The 18,635-nt window shown below is 54.7% G+C and carries 13 protein-coding genes and 2 pseudogenes; 2 read left to right on the top strand and 13 right to left on the bottom strand.

The features are described 5' to 3' along the window. Positions 1-91, top strand: a pseudogene (locus HHL24_RS13605) (dTDP-4-dehydrorhamnose 3,5-epimerase); the annotation flags it as partial. Positions 92-102: 11 nt separating this feature from the next. Continuing rightward, positions 103-315, top strand: a pseudogene (locus HHL24_RS13610) (sugar nucleotide-binding protein); the annotation flags it as partial. A gap of 197 nt (positions 316-512) precedes the next feature. Here HHL24_RS13610 and HHL24_RS43975 read toward each other — a convergent pair. The 13 genes from HHL24_RS43975 to HHL24_RS13675 form a co-directional block, all read right to left on the bottom strand. Then, positions 513-2,363: an endo-1,4-beta-xylanase gene (locus HHL24_RS43975; protein WP_230417446.1), complete on the bottom strand. Its 1,851-nt coding sequence runs from the start codon at positions 2,361-2,363 to the stop codon at positions 513-515. Positions 2,364-2,473: 110 nt separating this feature from the next. Further along, complete coding sequence (locus HHL24_RS13620) at positions 2,474-3,274, bottom strand: polysaccharide pyruvyl transferase family protein (RefSeq protein ID WP_169485989.1); 801 nt, start codon at positions 3,272-3,274, stop codon at positions 2,474-2,476. Then, the gene (locus HHL24_RS13625) at positions 3,271-4,731 is read right to left on the bottom strand and encodes a lipopolysaccharide biosynthesis protein (RefSeq protein ID WP_169485990.1); all 1,461 of its coding nucleotides are present in this window, start codon (positions 4,729-4,731) and stop codon (positions 3,271-3,273) included. Before HHL24_RS13625 ends, HHL24_RS13620 begins: the two co-directional genes overlap by 4 nt. A gap of 49 nt (positions 4,732-4,780) precedes the next feature. Continuing rightward, positions 4,781-5,845: an acyltransferase family protein gene (locus HHL24_RS13630; protein WP_169485991.1), complete on the bottom strand. Its 1,065-nt coding sequence runs from the start codon at positions 5,843-5,845 to the stop codon at positions 4,781-4,783. Continuing rightward, complete coding sequence (locus HHL24_RS13635; RefSeq protein ID WP_169485992.1) at positions 5,842-6,675, bottom strand: glycosyltransferase family protein; 834 nt, start codon at positions 6,673-6,675, stop codon at positions 5,842-5,844. Before HHL24_RS13635 ends, HHL24_RS13630 begins: the two co-directional genes overlap by 4 nt. Beyond that, positions 6,672-7,949, bottom strand: coding sequence for a hypothetical protein (locus tag HHL24_RS13640; protein WP_169485993.1), 1,278 nt, complete (start codon positions 7,947-7,949; stop codon positions 6,672-6,674). Before HHL24_RS13640 ends, HHL24_RS13635 begins: the two co-directional genes overlap by 4 nt. Beyond that, a complete protein-coding gene (locus HHL24_RS13645) occupies positions 7,942-9,150 on the bottom strand; it encodes a glycosyltransferase family 4 protein (protein ID WP_169485994.1) in 1,209 nt (402 codons plus the stop codon). Before HHL24_RS13645 ends, HHL24_RS13640 begins: the two co-directional genes overlap by 8 nt. A gap of 40 nt (positions 9,151-9,190) precedes the next feature. Next, positions 9,191-10,195 (bottom strand): glycosyltransferase, encoded by a 1,005-nt coding sequence (locus HHL24_RS13650; RefSeq protein WP_169485995.1) that lies wholly within the window; start codon positions 10,193-10,195, stop codon positions 9,191-9,193. A gap of 95 nt (positions 10,196-10,290) precedes the next feature. Next, positions 10,291-12,528 carry a polysaccharide biosynthesis tyrosine autokinase gene (locus HHL24_RS13655; protein WP_169485996.1) on the bottom strand — a complete coding sequence of 746 codons (2,238 nt, stop codon included), beginning with the start codon at positions 12,526-12,528 and terminating at the stop codon, positions 10,291-10,293. Between the two features lie 56 nt (positions 12,529-12,584). Next, positions 12,585-13,022 (bottom strand): low molecular weight protein-tyrosine-phosphatase, encoded by a 438-nt coding sequence (locus HHL24_RS13660; protein ID WP_169485997.1) that lies wholly within the window; start codon positions 13,020-13,022, stop codon positions 12,585-12,587. Beyond that, positions 13,022-14,227, bottom strand: coding sequence for a polysaccharide biosynthesis/export family protein (locus HHL24_RS13665; RefSeq protein ID WP_230417447.1), 1,206 nt, complete (start codon positions 14,225-14,227; stop codon positions 13,022-13,024). Before HHL24_RS13665 ends, HHL24_RS13660 begins: the two co-directional genes overlap by 1 nt. 167 nt (positions 14,228-14,394) lie before the next feature. Continuing rightward, positions 14,395-15,774, bottom strand: coding sequence for an undecaprenyl-phosphate glucose phosphotransferase (locus tag HHL24_RS13670; RefSeq protein WP_169485998.1), 1,380 nt, complete (start codon positions 15,772-15,774; stop codon positions 14,395-14,397). A gap of 47 nt (positions 15,775-15,821) precedes the next feature. Then, complete coding sequence (locus tag HHL24_RS13675) at positions 15,822-17,348, bottom strand: mannose-1-phosphate guanylyltransferase/mannose-6-phosphate isomerase (RefSeq protein ID WP_169485999.1); 1,527 nt, start codon at positions 17,346-17,348, stop codon at positions 15,822-15,824. Positions 17,349-18,635: the final 1,287 nt, after the last annotated feature.

The raw sequence follows: 18,635 nt of genomic DNA on the forward strand, positions 1-18,635 counted from the left end.
GGGTATCGAGTGGCCGATTGACTTCGAGCCGTTGCTGGCCGCGAAAGACGCGGCAGGCAAGCGTCTTGCCGATGCTGAAGTCTACGCATAAGGGGTTACCGTATGAGCGCACATGATGCCAGGCGGACGATTCTCGTCACCGGGGTAAATGGCCAGGTTGGCTTCGAGCTCGCGCGTACGCTGCAAGGGCTCGGCAACGTAGTCGCGGTCGACCGCGCCACGCTGGATCTGTCCAATCTGGACCAGGTCCGTGCGGTTGTTCGAGACGTGCGGCCTGCGCTGATCGTCAACCCCGCGGCGTACACCGCGGTGGACGGCAAAGCGTCCGTCAAGTTCACGCATGTCGAACGAGAAGCTGGCTAGCGTGTTTGGGCAGACTGCGCCGCATTGGCGGGAAGCGTCGGCGCTCTGTTTAACCGACGCGTTCCGCGTAAGAAGCATACGTCTCGCTACCGGCCTATACCGGCCGCGCATCCACGCTTTAGATCGACGCGGGCCGGTTCGAGCAATCGCTAATTCGAAGCAAATGGCACGACGGCCGCAATCCGCCTGTCTCCCGCGAACTCTATCCATAACCGCAATGACGAAGCGGATTCACGAGATACCAGGTGTACCGGAAAACTTCGCATGGATTTCGCCGCGAGCGTTACACTTTGCGGCAGCCCCTGTATAGCAACGTTGTTCGGCCCCAAATCGGCTGTAATTGCTCCCGTTTGCGGCTGATCCGCGAAGTTGTAGACGTCCAATATCGCCGAACCGTCACTGCCCACGACCCAAACTCGATCCTTCACCTGAAATCCGCTATCAACTTTGACATTGACCACGATATTGGATGGCTTGGCCTTGTCGTAGACCGCCGCGAATGCGGTAGACTCGGCCACAAGACCATTTAAACCCCTAAGGTAAATCGCTGTACCGTCCACCGTCTGGAGATCCGTGACCGGCGTCCCCATCAGGTCATAAGCTTTTACCCTGTCACCGAGAGCGAATTTAGCGGAAAGCACGTTTCTATCCGCGTCAGGAATGATCAAAACTTGATCGCTCCCTCCACCAAAAAGATATCCCGTGACTGAATTGCCCAAGTTCACAGTACCGCTATACGATTTACCCTGTAGCTGATAGTTCAGATTTGCTAGCGCGACGTAAGCCGGCTTGACGCTATAGTCCCACCTCAAGAATCCCCACACTTTATTCTTCTCATTGAGCGGCGGAAAAATAAACGAAAAACTGCGCTGACTCCCCAACGCCATCAACATCAACTGTGATCGCACCAGCGCGTTGGCCTGCTCAATCTCCTGCGCCGCGTCATGTTCAGCGTGGACCTGACCATTCACTTCCGTCTTTGCCCGGCCGTCGCCTTCAAAGCCCAATCCCACTTCCGTCACCCAGAATGGCTTTCGAATTGAGTGCGCATTCAGAATAGCTTGGTTGGAGTCGACCATCTTATCGAGTAGAACACTCGGCTTCCGCGACGGCAGGTAGATGTGGAAGTTGAAGACATCGAAATAGTCCGACGCTCCATTTGAGAAGATTACATCTAGCAAACTACCTTTCTTCATAGGCTGGGCCACCGAACCAAGCAGGACGATAGCGCCCGGATTTCCCTGTTTGAAGCCGAGATAACATGCCTTCTGCCCCGCCGCGAAATTCCATGCAGGATCCGTGTTGAACCCGATATCTTCTTCGTTCCAGAACTCCCAGGCGCTAACGCGGCCCTTGAAGTGGGCGCTGGCTGCACTGCAAAAACTATTCAGGGCAAGCAGGTTATCCGGCAATTTGTTAAATTTTCCGCGAGTCCATTTGGGGGCATCGTGAAAAACCCCCAGCGTCTCTATTCCATTCGACTGCATGACAGAAGCGCTCTTGTCATAGTTACGCCATGCGAACGGGCCTGGCGTCGGCTGAATCTGGGACCAGCTAAAGCGATCGCGCACGGTTTTCAGTCCGGCTAATCTCTCCAACTCCCCAACCAGCTTGAGGTGATCCGGCGGCACGATCCAGCTATGCGCGCTATCGGACGCCACCCGGTTATCCGGCGATGAGACAATTCTTGGCAAGACACCAAAATATATGGGATTCGGATCTCCGGAGATGGTCAGCTTGTAATACCCGGTTTGCATGCCCTTGAAACTGAGCTTCCCGGAACCATTCAGAACACCCGACGCAATGATCGACTGCTTCCAGCTTGTCAGAGTCCAGCCGGTCTGATTGCCTCCAACGGTATCGAATTCCGGATCTGTCGCGACAAATACATTGGACGGCGCGCCGCTCTTCACGGTTATCTGCGGCTGCGAAGCCAGGAGGTGGAGCGGGACCCCCAAAACCGACAAAAAATATAGGGCTCTTAATACGTTGCGTTTCATGGCTCACCGTATTGAGTTAGACTCGGCGCGGATCGCCCATGAGGCAGCGAACGCGCCAACTTCGGAGCTTGTGGACAGTTATCATCGTGTCCGTCACGCATTTGACGCGGCTAGATCACGATACGCTTGACTTTGGATTTATCGAACGCCGAAATAAGATCCTGCTGCGACGGGCGCAAATCCGGCACCGGCGGAAACGGCGTTTTCAATGCATCGTCAAGGCTATAACGTGGGTTAGGAATACGTCCCGTCCCCGCGTAGTAGTCCATGTATTTGATGAAGCCCTCGCCGCTCAGGGTTCTCAGCCATATTGCCGGCACTCCATATGCCTCCGCCACCACAATCCCATGTAGCGACGAAGAGATAATGCATTCACACTGAATTATCTGATCAACCACATTCTCCCACTTGTCATGGACGTTAATGACATGAATATCGTTACCGTCCAGCACATCTTTATCCCTGAAATGAGGAATCAAACCCCACTTCTTATTCGGATCTCTGCTCTTTGGATAGACAAGCGCAGTCAGAACGCCCGGATCGCCGAAGCGCTCTGGGCACTCCACACCGCGATAAAGCAGGGCGTCTCTCGAAAGCGGCCCGCGTATCGCCCACACCTCAATGTCCGTCTCTCTTTCCTGCGTTTTTCGATACCACTTACGGACCGGCTTCTGCCAGAACAGATCATGCTGCGTCGGGTGGACACCGCTGCCCCATATGATATCGCCGTTACGTGCCCGCTCAAGGATTGAGCCAACTGCAACCAGCTTGTTTGCGTAATTTGTCTCCACTAGCTTTGTGGGGTATCCCGAAACCCATTCGACAACGGCGCTGGAGAGCTCATCGCCGAAGTTTCGCTCGGCTGACCAGTAAAACATGGGAATCGTGCTTTTTTTGGCGATATCGTTCATGCTGGACTGTGCCTTCTCAATTCAAATACATTCAAAACTTCAAGATAATTTTTCTTAATAAACAAGATCAACAAAGCCAGATATACCCCCGCACCAACTCCCAGCAAAGCCGGGAATTTCACATAAATTGAAAGCTCATGGTGGCTCAGGAACGACCGGCACATGATCACTGCACCGGCCATTACCCCGCAGGCGAGAAAGACGGGATAGACATTCTTGAACAATCTCCCAAGATCGATGCCCAGCTTTCTCTTCGCCAGATAAAAATTGAGTGGAGTTACCAGTGCCTGGGCGATAGCAAACGCAACCACCATATGGTCAAGATCGCTTCCCAGCGTTATCCACAACGAAAAGGCCGTGAAGGCAATTTTTACAAGGTTTATCGCGAGGGTTACAACCGGCATACCCAGCGCATTAAAACTCGCCCCGTTATAAAACTGGATAACCTGAACCGCGCCTAGCAGCGCCATGGGCGTCAATACCTGCGCGCTATTTGCCCACTTTTGTCCAAAAAGGCTAATGCACAATTCTGGAGCGACCGTAGCCAGAAGCACAAAGCAAGGTACCGCCAACGTCGCGCTAATTGTTGTTGCCTTGTAGTACGCCAGGTTGAACTTTTCGCGATCTTTCGCCAGCCGGGAAAAGCCGCTATGGGCAACATCCAGGATCGCGGAACTCAGTAACTGCATGGATATCTGATAAATACGCACCCCGACGGCGTAGATACCGAGCACGGTCGGGCCCAGCGTCGCAGCGATGAAAATCTCAATAAACCGGGTGTTGCCAAAATCGAGTATTCGCATACCCAATATGTTCGAACTGAAGCGCAGCAGCGTCGCTCCCTCTCTGAAATCAAATCTTGCGGACAATTTCCACTGCGGCTTAGCCCACAGCAGTCCGACATTGATCAGCGACGCGCAGACGACCTGAGCAACTAGGCTCCACGCGCCTCCCCCGGCGTAAGCGACAGCAACGCCCACGATTCCCGAAATAGCCGTGGCGATCAGAAACCTTAGCGCCAACCATCTATAAGCGAAATTCCTTCGGTACATCGCCTGCTGACAGAAGCCGAACGCGTTGATCAGCGTGCTGATGCACGCCACCCGCAGGATGTTGGTCAGTTGCGGAACCTTCATCAGCGCCGCCACGAGCGGCGCGAACGCGACTAGCAACGAAACCAGCACTATCGACAGCGTGAGATTGAGAAGGAACGTTGTATTCAGCAACTCCAGCGACACATGTTCCTTCTGAATCAGAGCGTCTCCCAATCCCTGCTCGACGAAGATCTCAAGAATCGAGATGACCGCGACGGCGGCCGCGAACACGCCGAAATCTCGCGGCCCCAATAGACGCGCGAGAATCGTAAATAGAATAAACGTTACGAGCCGGCCGCCCCAGTTTTGCAACAGGGACCAGAACAAACCGCTTAAGACGCTGTGTCGTAGTGATTCACTCATCAAAATACCATCATATGCGTTAGGTTGGATTAGCAGGCCTTTTCAAATATCAACTCTGAATCACAAGACGATGCTTGCTACCGGAAAAGATCTTCGTCAGCCCACGTTCCACAAACCAATACAAGGCGGAACCAAAAAGCGTCGCGAACAGGCAAAGGGTGACCAACACCGCAGCGGCCGGCGGCTCATGAGCGACAGGAAGCCGCGCCAGCACTTTCCAAAAAATTGAGAACGCGACGACGTGCGATAGATAAATGGAGTATGACGCATTGCCCAGAAATGTCATGATTCGTGGGGCCTTGCTCGACCACCAAGATTCGCTTCGCAGCAGTCCGGCAACAAGAATGAACGAGAACACGCCCCAAACGGCGATCCGATGCCATTCGGATGAAAAGTACGCCTTGAATCCCTGATCACGTGTCAGGAGAAATGCTCCCAGAACGATCCCGCAGTTCAATAACCATTGGGGGGGCAATTGATGCCTCAGGTACAGCTTTGCTAGAACCACCCCAGCAACGAACTCGAGCATCATTGGGCTCGCGTAGAAACCCAATACGACAGATTTCCCAGAAGCACACCAGGCAGAAAACTGAAAGATGGCGAAGACGGCGGCGATCCCTACCAGCGTATGGCGTGGCGATACCAGCAGAACACATCCAAGCACCGCATAGAAGAACATTTCGTAATTCAGGGTCCACCCTTGCCCGACCACTGGCTGCATTAGTCCACCGGTACTGACGTAAGGAATGAACAGAATCGATTTAACAAACCCGGTGAGCGTTACCGCTGCTGACGAAGCTGATGCTGGCTGCGCGAATGAGGCAATCACAATGAAGGCAGTGATCAGCCAATACAATGGGACAATTCGAACTATTCTTTTTTTCCAAAAAGCAAGGGTTTCTTTAAGGCTGCCCTTGTGTCCCAACGTACTGCAGTACATGATGAAGCCACTAATGATAAAAAATATGTCGACCCCGATCGCACCGATTTTGAAATCGTACCCCCCGCCGAAAGTGTGCTCGACCAGGAAGTTGCACGCGTGATGTACCACCACTAGCAGCGCGGCGGCACCCCGCAACACCTGTATCGAGCAAATTTGCCGTTGCTGTTTCATTTTTCCATCAACTTAACGTACAGATATTTCAACAACGAATAGGGCACACCCCGCCACTGATGTCGCAAATGCATCTTCAGCTCGTTACGAGACGAGATTGAACGGGTCCACTTGGGCATCGCACCCCGATTGGGGTCCCAGCCCCTGCAGTGGTAAGCGGCGAGGCTCGGATGCAAAAGTGTCCGCCAACCTTTCCGGCGAATTCTTAGTGAAACCTCGATATCCTCCTTGTACATAAAGTAGGATTCGTCGAAGAAAAAACCGTACTCAGAGACAAGCTCTTCGATTACCTTCTTCCGTACAACCATCAGTGCCCCGCATACGGCCGGCACTTCCTGAGGTTCAGTGATCACTGAATCGGGCGCTGTGGTCGGCTGGCCTTGCTGCTTATCGAACCATTTGCCATAACTGGTTCGCCAAATCCCGAGGCTGTCTATCAGGCCTGTAGGTTCGTCGCGAGCGAAAGAATAGCCGAGTAGCGGGCCCGTGAAGACCCCAACATCCCGATACTCGGGTAAGTCGCAAATCTTTGAAAACGAGCCCAACCACCCCTGCGGCATAACAACGTCGGGATTGATGAAAATAATGAAGTCGTGCGCGCCGCCAGATAGCCCGACGATGCCAAGGTTATTTGCTGCGGCAAATCCGACATTCTTTCGAGCCTCCAGACACTTGACGTCTGAAAGATCCCCCGCGTATTTCTCGGGCGTTGAATTAACGATCAGTACCGTTTCCCCTAACTCCTGCCGGTGCCTGCCCAGAAAACAATCAATGTACTTTTCGCTATGGTAGGACACGTAGATCGAAGCGCAGCGATTGAAGATGCTCATGCGCCGTATCCTGTCAGAGTCGATTCGGGAGAAAATGCCCGTGTAAATTTAATAACGGGCTTCGTCCGGCGCCGCGCAGCCGCGGCAAGCGCCATTCCGACAACGATGGTTGCCGGCAAACTTTCAATAAAATCCATACTGAGGCCGCTAATTAGCAGCGCGAGCAGACAAAGTCCGAGGCCGCGATCAAAGGGGTCTGTGCGTTTGATCAACTTGACTGCGCAACGCGCCATATAGACGAAGAGCGCAATACCGATTAAGCCGAAATGCCCGTACATATACAAGGCAAAGTTATCCATCACGGAGGCGGAGGCGAGCGGACCGCCAGAATCCCCAAGATATCTCGCCGCAGTGCCTACCCCTCCCAAGCCCCTTCCCATAAATGGGATTCCATAACGCCAAACAATATCGATACCGTTGGGCCACGTATTCGTAAGCCGTTCGTCAAAGCTGAGGGTCAGAAAAGCGATGAACGGGTTATCGAACCCCAACGTATATCTGACGAACACCGTACTGAGTGGAATCACCATGATCAGCACGACAAAGGAGCCGGTGGCGAGGCTATAAAGCTTTCTTGGCAGCGAAAATATGAATAAGGCCAGTACGATTGCCGCCACCACGCCCTTGGTGGTACTGACGACGGCACATCCGACCCCGACAATCACTAGCACAATGGCAACGATCTTGCTCTTGTTCCAGGCCACGGGATACAGCAGACACGTACTGATCATCAGAATGGTCGCCACTGCGACCGAGCTACGCGTGAATCCGGGTGGCCGGTTGAATCCTTCGTACGACCAGCTTCTTACGCCCTCAACAGCGACGTCGCCAACGTTATAGGCCAATTCCGACCATGGCACGGAGACGAAGTTGGTGAGCAAAACGCCAACGCAACTGACTGCGTAGACAAGGAGCAGCCACTTGACAACTACGGAACGAGATCTGTCGAAGTTATCGAAACATTCCGCGCCGAAAATAAGCGGCATGAATAGCATGAAGGCAGATGCGATCTGCTCGAATCGCAATCCGTTTGCGATGCCGATCACTGCCGCAAATGCCAGAATCGTAAACGAACCGAGTTGCACAAAGGATCTCGTCTTTCTGAAAATGGCAAAAATGCCAAAAGCCACTACCAGCGCCTTCGGCAAATAGCTGACCCACACGAGCCCAACACTAGCGAGCGCGAACCGCAATATGCCTGCCGTAGCGTCGGAAAAGACCGCAACGATCCAGACACCTAGCAGCAACCTCGTCAGAAACCGGCGCTCAGCCAACGGTGGCCTCCAGAAGGTTCATATAGATGTTCTCGTAGGTGTCGAGCCACGATTTGATGTCGACCATCGACTTGCTTGACTCTTTCGCTGCTGCGCCCATCTTTTTTACCTGCTCCGGGGCGTCCACAAAATGCTTCATGGTCTTGAGCAACGCACCGTCTTCCGTAGGCTCGAAAATCAATCCTGTCACCTTCTCAGTGATGATTTCCGGAATCCCCCCCCTGGCCGAGCCGATCACCGGCACCCCGTAGATATGCGCCTCAACGACCACACCGGGATAGGTGTCATTCCAAAGCGAAGGCACGACGAGAACGTCGATCGAGGCAAAAAAGTCGTTCGGCTTCACGTAGCCCAGAAAGCGGACCGATTCGCTCTCGTATTTTTGCTTGAGCGGATCAACATATGCCGGATCGCCACGACCTGCGATGGACAGCGTTGCTCCTGGCAGCTTCCCTGAAAACTGATTCAATAGGAACTCGAGCCCCTTCGCTTGCGAGAGCGTACCAATGAAGCCGAATCGCACGTCGGAAGACGTACGGGTCTCGGACGTGCTAATGACGTCTTCTCCCTTTAGGCTTCGGGCATTGAACACGACCTTTCTGATCGAGGCGTTGCTGAAAAATCCCGCCGACAGATGCTTATCCAGTACAAAGCGGCTAACGCCTACGACAGCAGAGACCACGCTAGAAGCACCGCGGCTGCGCACTCTGAGCAGACGGCAGCTAATGCACCGCTGTTCACATACCTCCCCGCCTTTAAACATCTGCGTGGTGGGGCAAAGGTGGTAAAGATCATGCAGGACCTGAACGATTGGGATGTTCTTGTTTGCAATCGCTTGCCACGCGGCCGCGGACCAGCCCGGAAGCGTATGAACCGCAACCAGATCCGGCGCCTCCGTGTCCAGCACGGTCTCGACAATGGTGGCCATCGAAGCGTTATAGCTATCCTTGATATGCCAGGTCTTTCCCTGGACGAATGAACGCTGCTCTTTCTTGTAGTGCCAGTAGACGTTATTTGTACCGGCTCGAATGACCTTCACGCCGTTGACGTGGTCGATCGTAATGCCGGGTGTTGGGCCTGTCGCGAGCACCGTAACCTCATGCCCGCGCGCCAGCATCCCATGCGCTTCTTCCTGAAGACAAATCTCCGAGCCGCCCGCGACATGAGGCGAATACAATTGATTCAAATAAAATATCTTCATGGAAATCTCAATTAGATCCTCAGGTGAACATCAGACAATCTCACTCTATTGAGAAAAATTCTTGTGTGTCTTTCTGGAGCACGGACCAGTCGTAGATCTTTTCCGCATCGTCTCGACCGGCAAAGCACAGAGACGAATACTCGTCGACGGAAAGCGCCCTCAAACTATCAATCTCGCGCCAGAATTCGTCGACCGACGTGAAGAACCGCGTGCTGGAAGTCGCATAGTCACTCACGCCGTCAATGTCACTGCAAATGGCGGGTAGCGCGAATTTGTGCGCCTCGAGCAACGCGTTGTTGGCCGTCGCAAACGTGAGGGGCAACACCATCGCGAATGATTCAAGCAGCAGCTTCTCGTACTCGCTGGCGGTCAATCTGCCGTGAACGACCACCTTCTCAGACGATCCGTTGAAATCCGCACCGGATAGGCCGGTGCCAACCAGATGCAACTCCATATTGTGTTTCTTCAGGTCGGTCGCGATCTTCTTCAACGTATCGAAATCCCGATAGTTATTTCCGACCACCAGCAATTTCGACGCGCTTCGACGCGATGCCACAATTTCGCTAGAGAGCGTTTCGTTCTTAAATTCGAGCCCGTGCTTCAAGAACTTCACCGTCTTTCCGGGAAAAATATCATGCAAACGGTGCTCCTGATCCTGACTCAAAGTGATGACGAAGTCGGCGCACCGAAGATTCAGTTGCTTCAACTTGTAGAACAGACTGCTAGGCTTACCGACCCAGAAGTCCTCGTTGAGGTGGATAGTAAAAACAATCCTCTTGCCGAGCGCCTTCAATATGAAGGACGACACGTAAGCTGTATTCTCAGGATAGATGTAGTGAATCACAGGGAACCGAAGCCCCCTGAGGAAAGTCAGGATATCCACAATCAGGAAGTTGAGGCTTCGCCCTTTAGTTCCTATCGGCCGCTTTCCAAATGGCAGGACATTCCCGCAGACATACGCTGCTCCGTCAGGAACGACCCGGTCATAACCAGCCCCGTCATTATGGTGGTCGTGTCGAAAGCCGGAATAAAGAACGTTGCTCATTGATCAGAATACCTTGCGAATTAGGCTGGTGAGGCGTTGACTGGCCTAGCGGCGTTTGTGCCTCAAGTCTGGATCACGAACGCCCCTTCACTGGTTCAACTTTTATCCGGCGGTGCGTAGTTGTACGCGGCGTAGCGATAGCTTCCGTACTTGGAACCGTACGAATAACGGCCAATGCCAGAACGAATGCCGTTGAACAGCACACCATTGACCAGAACTCCCACTTGCGCCAACCGCTTGGCGGACTCTGCGATCTCACCGATCTTCGTTACACCCGATCGCGCAACAAGGAACGTCGCGCCTACGCTCAGGGCAATCGTCGGTGCATCCGCCGCGACGAGAACCGGAGGAGAGTCGATGACCACAATGTCATACAGAGCAGAAGCTTCCTGGAAAAGCTTAGGTACACGTTCGTTCAACAGCAACTCGGCAGGATTGGGCGGTAATACACCTGTGGACAAAAAGTCGAGGTTTTCGACGACGTTTCGGTGCGTTGCTTGCGCCAGCGTTATCGAGCCTGAAATGACTTCGGAAAATCCACCCGCGCGCTCCAAACCGAAATATTGCTGCAGGTAGCCCTTACGCATGTCACCGTCAATCAGCAGTACCCGCTTTCCGGCCGCCGCGAGAATGGTGGCGAAGTTGGTCGATACGAAAGACTTCCCAACGCCAGGAGCCGGACCGGTGAGCAATACGACATTATTCCGGGCCTCGAGCATTGCAAACTGCAACGCGGTGCGGAAACTCCTCAGGCTTTCTACGGCTGCTTCCTTGGGATGGGTTGTACTGAGAATCGATGGCGAGTTGCCCTTTTCCCCAAGCTTTCTCGCCAGCATCAACTGATTTTGACTGAACGGAATCGTGGCATAGACGTTGAGCCCCGTGAAACGTTCGATCTGACTCGGATCTTCAACGCCGCGAAACAGCATGTCGCGCAGAAATGCAATCCCTACTCCAACAAAAATTCCCAATACAGTGGCAATCGCAAGAACGAGCAGTTTCTTCGGCTTGACCGGAATTTCAGGGATTGCCGCGTGATCGACCCAACGGACGTTCCCGACCTTACCGGCCTTGACCAACTGGAGCTGCTGCGCACTGTTGAGGAGCGCGGTGTAAAGGTTCGTGTTGATCTGCACGTCGAGCATCAGGCGCACCACGTCCTGCTGAATGTCTGGGAGGCGTTTGACTTGCTGGTCATACGTGGAAGCTTGCGCGGCCAACGCTGCAATCTGCTCGTTCAATGCGATGATCGAAGGATGCGAAGGGTTGAATCGTGTCTCCAGTTCGTCGCGCTTCTGACGCAGTTCGAGCATTCTGGTTTGCGCGTCCGCGGCCTGACCGAGCGACAGCTTAGCCTCTTCAGTTAGATCGACCGTGCCCTTGGCATTCCGCAGTGTCGTGTAACGCTGCTCGGATTCCTCAAGTTCATGCTTGAGTGCCGGCAGACGGGAATTGAGGAAATCAAGCGATTGCGCCGCGTCCGCCGACTTCCGTTCGATGTTTTGCTTAATGTACTGATGGGCAATCTCATTCAGCTCGTGCGAAACCAGATCGGGATCCGGGTTCTGCAGAGTGGCAATCACCACGCCAGACTGTTTCACCTTCTCCTGAATGTCGAGCGCATCCTGCAAGTCCGATATGGTTTTGAGTTTCGAACTCCTGCTCAGTACGAACCTGGCTCCCGGGCGGGCGTGAATCGAATCCACCAGCAATGTGGCCGGCCCCGCCGATGTATTGAACTGCAACGGTTGCCCGATAGTCCCAGTTAGATCCTCATCGAGGACGGAGCTTGAGATTCTGTAGTGTCCGTTCTTAACAGAAATCAGATTGAATTCTTTGTCATAGATTTCTGCGGGAACATCGAATTGCTTGACGGCAATCTTCTCGTTGCCCCAGGCAAAGCCGCCGAACCCGAACAGCCCCGGCTCCGAGAGTTGCTTGTTTTTCTTGGCGATACGTTCGCCAATCAATGGGAAATAGCGCGGCTTGGCGTTGATGTACAGCAGAAGGTTCTCGACCGCATTCGTCACCACCATGCGCGAGCCTAGTATCTGAGCTTCCGCCGCAGCCGTCGACTTGACCTCGAATAGCGAAGACACGTCGCCGATCAAGCTCTTCGCGGCGGACGTGTCCGGACTGTCCTCAACCTGGACGCTGATGTCGGCGGAGTAGATGGGCTTGGCGAGCAACGCGTAGAGTCCGCCGATCACCAGGAAGACCACGGCGGATCCAACGATCAGCCAACGATTCTGAAGCAGGATGTCCAATAGGGTGATGAAATCAAACTCATCATCACGCTCGTTCTCGTTGAACTGCGGGTTTATTTCTTTCATCTTGCTCTATTCGATGTTTGAGGTGACGTTCGACGTCATGGCCGACGCGGGATCAATTACGCTACTGCGTGAATCCGCTTGACCCAGGCGTCCACTCCTTGATCTATCAAGTTCAGGCACTTCACAAACTCTTCTCGTCCGAGGCGAAACGGATCAAAGATCTCAAACTTGCCGAACTCTCCTAACCGAAAAACCTTTCCTCTTGCTATCGGGTGCTCTCGCTCGATCGTCGACTTCTGCTCGAGGTCCATGACGAGGATGAGATCACTCCCCGCAATGCTCGGCGGAATGACGCGCGTGGCACGATGCGCACTGATATTCATGCCGCGTTCCAGCATGAGCTCCTGTGCCGTCGGGTCCGCGAGCGCGCCTGAGGGCGCCGCCAGTCCCGCCGAGGCGATCTCCAGCTCCGGCAATTTGGCGCGTAACAGGGCTTCTGCCATCGGACTGCGGCAGATGTTCCCGACGCAAACGGTAAGAACAGATCGAATCATCAGTTAGGCGTAATAGTGTGCTGCAGGTAGTAAGCACCGGTCGTCCCGCCCACCAGTTGCGACACCAGGCGGTTCCACCTGACAACGCCAGCGGCTTCGACATAGACCAGATCGCCCGCTTGCAACTGGAAGTTCTGCGCGAGACCCAGTGCGGTCGGGGAACGGCTCTCAAGGCGATACACGAGAGGGACTGCGCCGGCAGCAATCGGACGAATGACGTAGATCCCGTTTGGATCGGCGCTGACCGGATTGACCCCGCCTGCATCGCCAAGCGCCTCGCTGAGACTCAGACGCCCATCGGAACGAAACGGAACTGCCGATTGCCGCGTGACCTCACCCATTACATAGACGCGACTATCCAGCAGTTGGGGAATATGAAGGACGTCGTTATCAAGTAAGCCGATGTCGTTGGGATTGACGCCATTTGCAACGAGTTGTGGAATGCTGATCGTGTATGTCTTGCCACCGCGGCTCAACGCTATCCGGGTGGGGTCTCCCGTACTCGCGATGCCCCCAGCTTCATTGAGTGCCAGCGGCAACGTCATCGGCATATCGGTGATCGATTGAAGGCCGGCGCCCCGAACCTCGCCGTCGATAAACACCTTCTGGCTGCGATAGCCAATCACACGAAGGGTGATCTGCGGGCTCTTCAGGTATTTATCGAGTTGCGCAGTGAGAGCGCGATTGGCTTCAACTTCCGTCAAACCCGCAACCTTCAAGGTCCCGATATAAGGGAACTGAATGTAACCGTCCTGGCTGACAATGTAGCCCGGCAAGCTTTGTGTACTCAGGCCTGCGGCAGTCGGCAGATTGCCGCTAGTCGAACCAATTGTGTAAGTGATATTCGGCATCACCAATTCGGGGTGATCCCACACAATGACGGACAGGACATCGGCCGGGCCGATTTTATAGATCGGCGGTTTGCGCATGAGGTCGCTATAGCCCGCGTCCTGCATCTCCGTCTTTCGACGCGCGACGCTGTTTTGCGCCACCAAGGTCGGCGTTATATCGATAACGCTTGGAACCGAAGCGGGTGTTGATGCATCGAGCGGTGTATTGGCATCGAATTTCATACCGGGCGCGAACACGCAACCGCTTAACGCGGTCATTGCGCATACGCCGATTAACATTTTTAGGTTCTCAAGCTTAAAATACATAAATTTTGTCAAAGCGATGCTCAGCGTGTTTCGGGCGTCCATATTCATGACGAAGTATTCTGAAAAACCGATTATTTGTCGCGCGATCCATGAACAGCATGGACCGATGGTGAGCGCATTGAACAATGTTTGCCGGGACGCAACGAGCCCGCGGACCACCTTCAGAGGAAGGTGAATCCAGCCTGCTCAACTCGCCACGTTTATTCCCAGGTTCTTCAATACGCGTTGCTATGAACGAAACCCTTCGCTATGGTGGCAGCGACAATTCGCATGTCGAGTCCAAATGACCAATTGCACAGGTAATACAGGTCGTGTTCGACTCTGCCCTGCATCTTCTCGATCTGGTCGGTCTCTCCCCTGTATCCGTTAATCTGCGCCCAGCCGGTAATGCCAGGTTTTATCCGGTAGCGATGGATATAGCCGTCCACTACCTTCTGATACACCTCGTCATGCTCAATCGCGTGCGGACGCGGTCCAACTACCGACATTTCACCGCGAAGCACGTTAATAAACTGCGGCAATTCATCGAGACTCGTCCGGCGCAGGATCGCACCCACACGAGTAATTCGCGGATCGCCCTTAGTCGCTTGAGTCACGATGCCTTTTTTCTCAGCATGAGCGCGCATGGTCCGGAACTTATAGATCTTGAACACGTGACCATCCGCGCCTTTGCGATACTGCGTAAAAAACACGGGCCCGCGCGACGAGCACTTCACCGCAATCGCGACGACCGCCAACAGTGGTGTCAGAGCGAGCAACGCCAGCGCGGCAAACAGGCGGTCGAAGATCTCTTTCTGCACCATCGCTCGCGCTGGCAATGGCGACGCAACGAGGCTGATCGCCGGCGCGCCAATCAGATCGACTACCCCTGGGTCGAACAGCGCCATGCTGCGTACATCTGGAATGAAGCGAATGTTCACGAGGTCGTCGCGGAATTCACTAACAAAACGTAACATGATCTGCGCTTCGGACAGCGGCAACGCCAGCCAGATTTCCTGGATTCCATCCTTGCGCACGTATTCCGAGAACTTCTCGAAGTCGTCGAATACGGGCACCCCCTTCGGCGCGAAAATTTCTTCTGCGCCGACTTCGAACAACGCGGACGCGCGGAAACCACTCGCCGGAGACGCCTGCATCTTGCCAACGACTTCCCTGCAATGCTCGCCACCGCCCACCACAGCGACATTGCGCAGATTCATACCGGCATAGCGCATGCTGCGTAGCACCCCATGCAGCACCAATCGCGCGCCAATCAACGCGGCGGCGCTCGTCGCGGTCCAATAGATGAACCAGAGGCGCGAGATCATGTCCGTGCGATGCACTGAGAACATCAGCACGAGCCCGCCCGCCTGGACCAGCAGCCACGCCAACGAAACCTGCCCGCTCAGACGCAACAATGAGCGACCACGCCACGATTCATAGAGGCCGAATACCGGAAACGAGACCAAAGCAAGCGCCACCGAAAACGTAATGAACGCGCCATCCACCCGAGTCTGCGCGAGATCCTCAAAGCGAATGCGAGACGCCAGCAACGCACCGGCCACGATGAGAATCACGTCGACAAGCCGCGCCAATAACCCTTGTATTCCGAGCATGTTGCGATTTCCCCGCCAGAAGGTGAACAGCGTGCTTCGCCGAAGCGTCACGCCCGCCCGTATGTATCGTCAAACCGAACAATGTCGTCTTCACCGAGATATGAGCCGGATTGCACTTCGATCAACTCGAGCGGAAACCTTCCAGGGTTCTCGAGTCGATGCGTCACGCCCACCGGAATGAACGTCGACTGGTTCTCACTCAACAGGAATTCCTCGTTGCCACGTGTGACCAAGGCGGTGCCACTCACCACGATCCAATGTTCGGCACGGTGGTGATGCAGTTGCAGCGACAGGCGACCGCCCGGGTTGACAACGATCCGCTTGACCTGGAAGCGTTCACCGTGGTCAATCGAATCGTAGTAACCCCACGGACGACGCACCTTGCGATGGACCTCCGCTTCAGGCGCCTGCAATTCCCGCATCCGGGTAACCAAACTCTTCACTTCCTGGACGCGGGAACGGTCGGCTACCAGCACGGCGTCGTCCGTTTCAACCACCACCACGTTGGTCACGCCAACGCATGCGATCAGACGCTTCTCGGAATGCGCAAAGCTGGACGTGGCGCCTTCGAAAACAACCCGTCCGCGGGAAGCGTTGCCGTCTTCGTCTTTCTCGAGTGCATCCCAGACCGCGTCCCACGAACCGAGGTCGGACCAGCCCGCGCTGAGCGGCACCACGACACCCTCCGCGATGCCCTGTTGCGACCCGAGGTGTTCCATCACCGCATAGTCGATCGAGTCGGCCGGGGACGACTTGAACGCTTCCGTGCCCGGTCGGAAATACGAAGCGTCGCTGTGACCCTGTGCCTGCGCCTGCAAACATGCGTCATACATTGCCGGCTGGAGCCGCTTGAGCGTCGCGAGCCACACACTCGCGCGCAAAACAAAGATGCCGCTATTCCACCAGTACTGGTTCGACGCCACGTATTGAGCAGCAATTTCTGCCGCAGGCTTCTCGACGAAGCGCTCAATGCGATGCGCTTCATCACTCATCTCATCACCAAGCTTGATATAGCCGAAGCCTGTATCAGCACGCGTGGGCGGCACACCCAGTGCCACGATCGCGCCACGCTCGGCGTGCCGTGCGGCCAGAGCGATTGCTGCCTGGAAGGCCGCGACGTCGACGATCGCGTGGTCCGCCGGCATTACCAGCACGATCGCATCATCCCCATCCGCGCACGCTATCGCGGCCGCCAATGTGAGTGCCGGCGCAGTGTCTCGGCGAGCCGGTTCTACCACGATGCGTGCCTCGACACCCTGTTCACGCAACTGTTCCGACGTAACGAAACGGTGCTCGTCTCCACAGACGACAATCGGAGTACCCACCAATCGCCCATGCGCATTGAAGCCTTTCATCCGCTGCACGGTAGCTTGCAGCAGCGATTCCGAACCGAGTACGTCAATCAACTGCTTCGGATACTGTTCGCGCGACATGGGCCACAGCCGTGAGCCAGCCCCGCCGGCGAGCACCACCGGAACGAGTCGAACGGACCCGACGGAGAACCCCTGTTCCGTCGAAACGGCGTTGCTGGCGTCAGCGTGCGCGACAGCTTCATCCGTTGAGGTCTTCGTCATATGCAGTCCTATTCGTAGTTCCAACTTGAGCAGTCTTCGCACAGCAGTTTTTTGCTCAACACTATTCATTTCGTATAGCGCAACTGTTGATTCCAGCCCACTTCGATGGACTTGGGTGCACGGACAGTTGCACAGCCGAATTAAAAAAAACAATACCGAAACCCTTCGGTTACGGGTCATCGTTATCCATCAACCGGGGTAGTTCGTAGGTCCAAAAAAAGGACTTGTCCATCTACACAACAGCATCTGTGGTGGACCGAACCGATTTGATATTCGTGGCGTCTCCAGCCACTTCCGACTTTCGCCCGTCTATCGCGCGAGCGAATTCAAAGTGAAAGTCGCGTACTGCTTTAGAATCCATGCGCGGTCTTTCGACTACAAACGTATTCCGATCCAAATCGGTCAATGCTCATTTCTCTCCTACTGGCAACGCTAGTGGTACTCGCGTTGCCAGAAAAGTTGCGCTTTCCCTTTCGCATTTCGGACGTTGCGTCAACCGCTTACTCGCAAAAAGTGCCTCGACCTCAGTTGCAGTGCATCATACATAGGCGACTCTCCGACATTGTGTGACTGACGGAAAACGCCAACATGTTGGCGTTTTAGCCCATTCGCTTATCACGCCCCGGAAAAGGAATTTTTCGGAACTGACGAACGCATGCGCCTAACCGCGGAAAGTTGCTATAAGTCGCCGGAGCAACGCGCCGGGAAGTCGCGAGCGCCTCCTCTTTTGCGAGTTATCGAAGCGTCTATCGGTCCCCGATCTCGCTGACTTTGGTAGTCTGATAGTCGCTTATCCTACGTACGTCGGGGCGAAATCCGCGGACATCAAGGCTATAGGGAGCCCGGCAAATTCGCTCTACTTGACTCGCATCGAAGGTTCGTCAAGTACATCGGATTCCGCCTTCCGCGCGTTAGCTCGAATACCGACAAGGCGCCAATGAAAGAAAGACGATCGACGACTCTTCCGTCGCTCGAATATGCGCTCAGCCCCGTCTTCTGAATCACCAAAAAAAGTTCTCGGGCGTGGCGCATTTAGGCAAATGCCCCTGGCAGGTTGCGCCACTATTCTGGCCGCCTGACACCAATTTCCTTGCTGATTGCAGACGACAGCCGACGAGGCTGCGCACGAGCTGGCGGCCTTTAGGAAAAAAACACATACCCAGTAAGAGACGCAATACCAATCAACACGCTAAGAATTGCCCATAGCCGCAAGCGCATCATCAGTTTCGCCCGTGATAGTTCCCAGGCCCCACGCGCCCGATGCGGCTGGAACTCGAGAAATATCAA

Origin of the sequence: Paraburkholderia polaris (assembly GCF_012927345.1) — a bacterium.
Taxonomy (GTDB): domain Bacteria; phylum Pseudomonadota; class Gammaproteobacteria; order Burkholderiales; family Burkholderiaceae; genus Paraburkholderia; species Paraburkholderia polaris.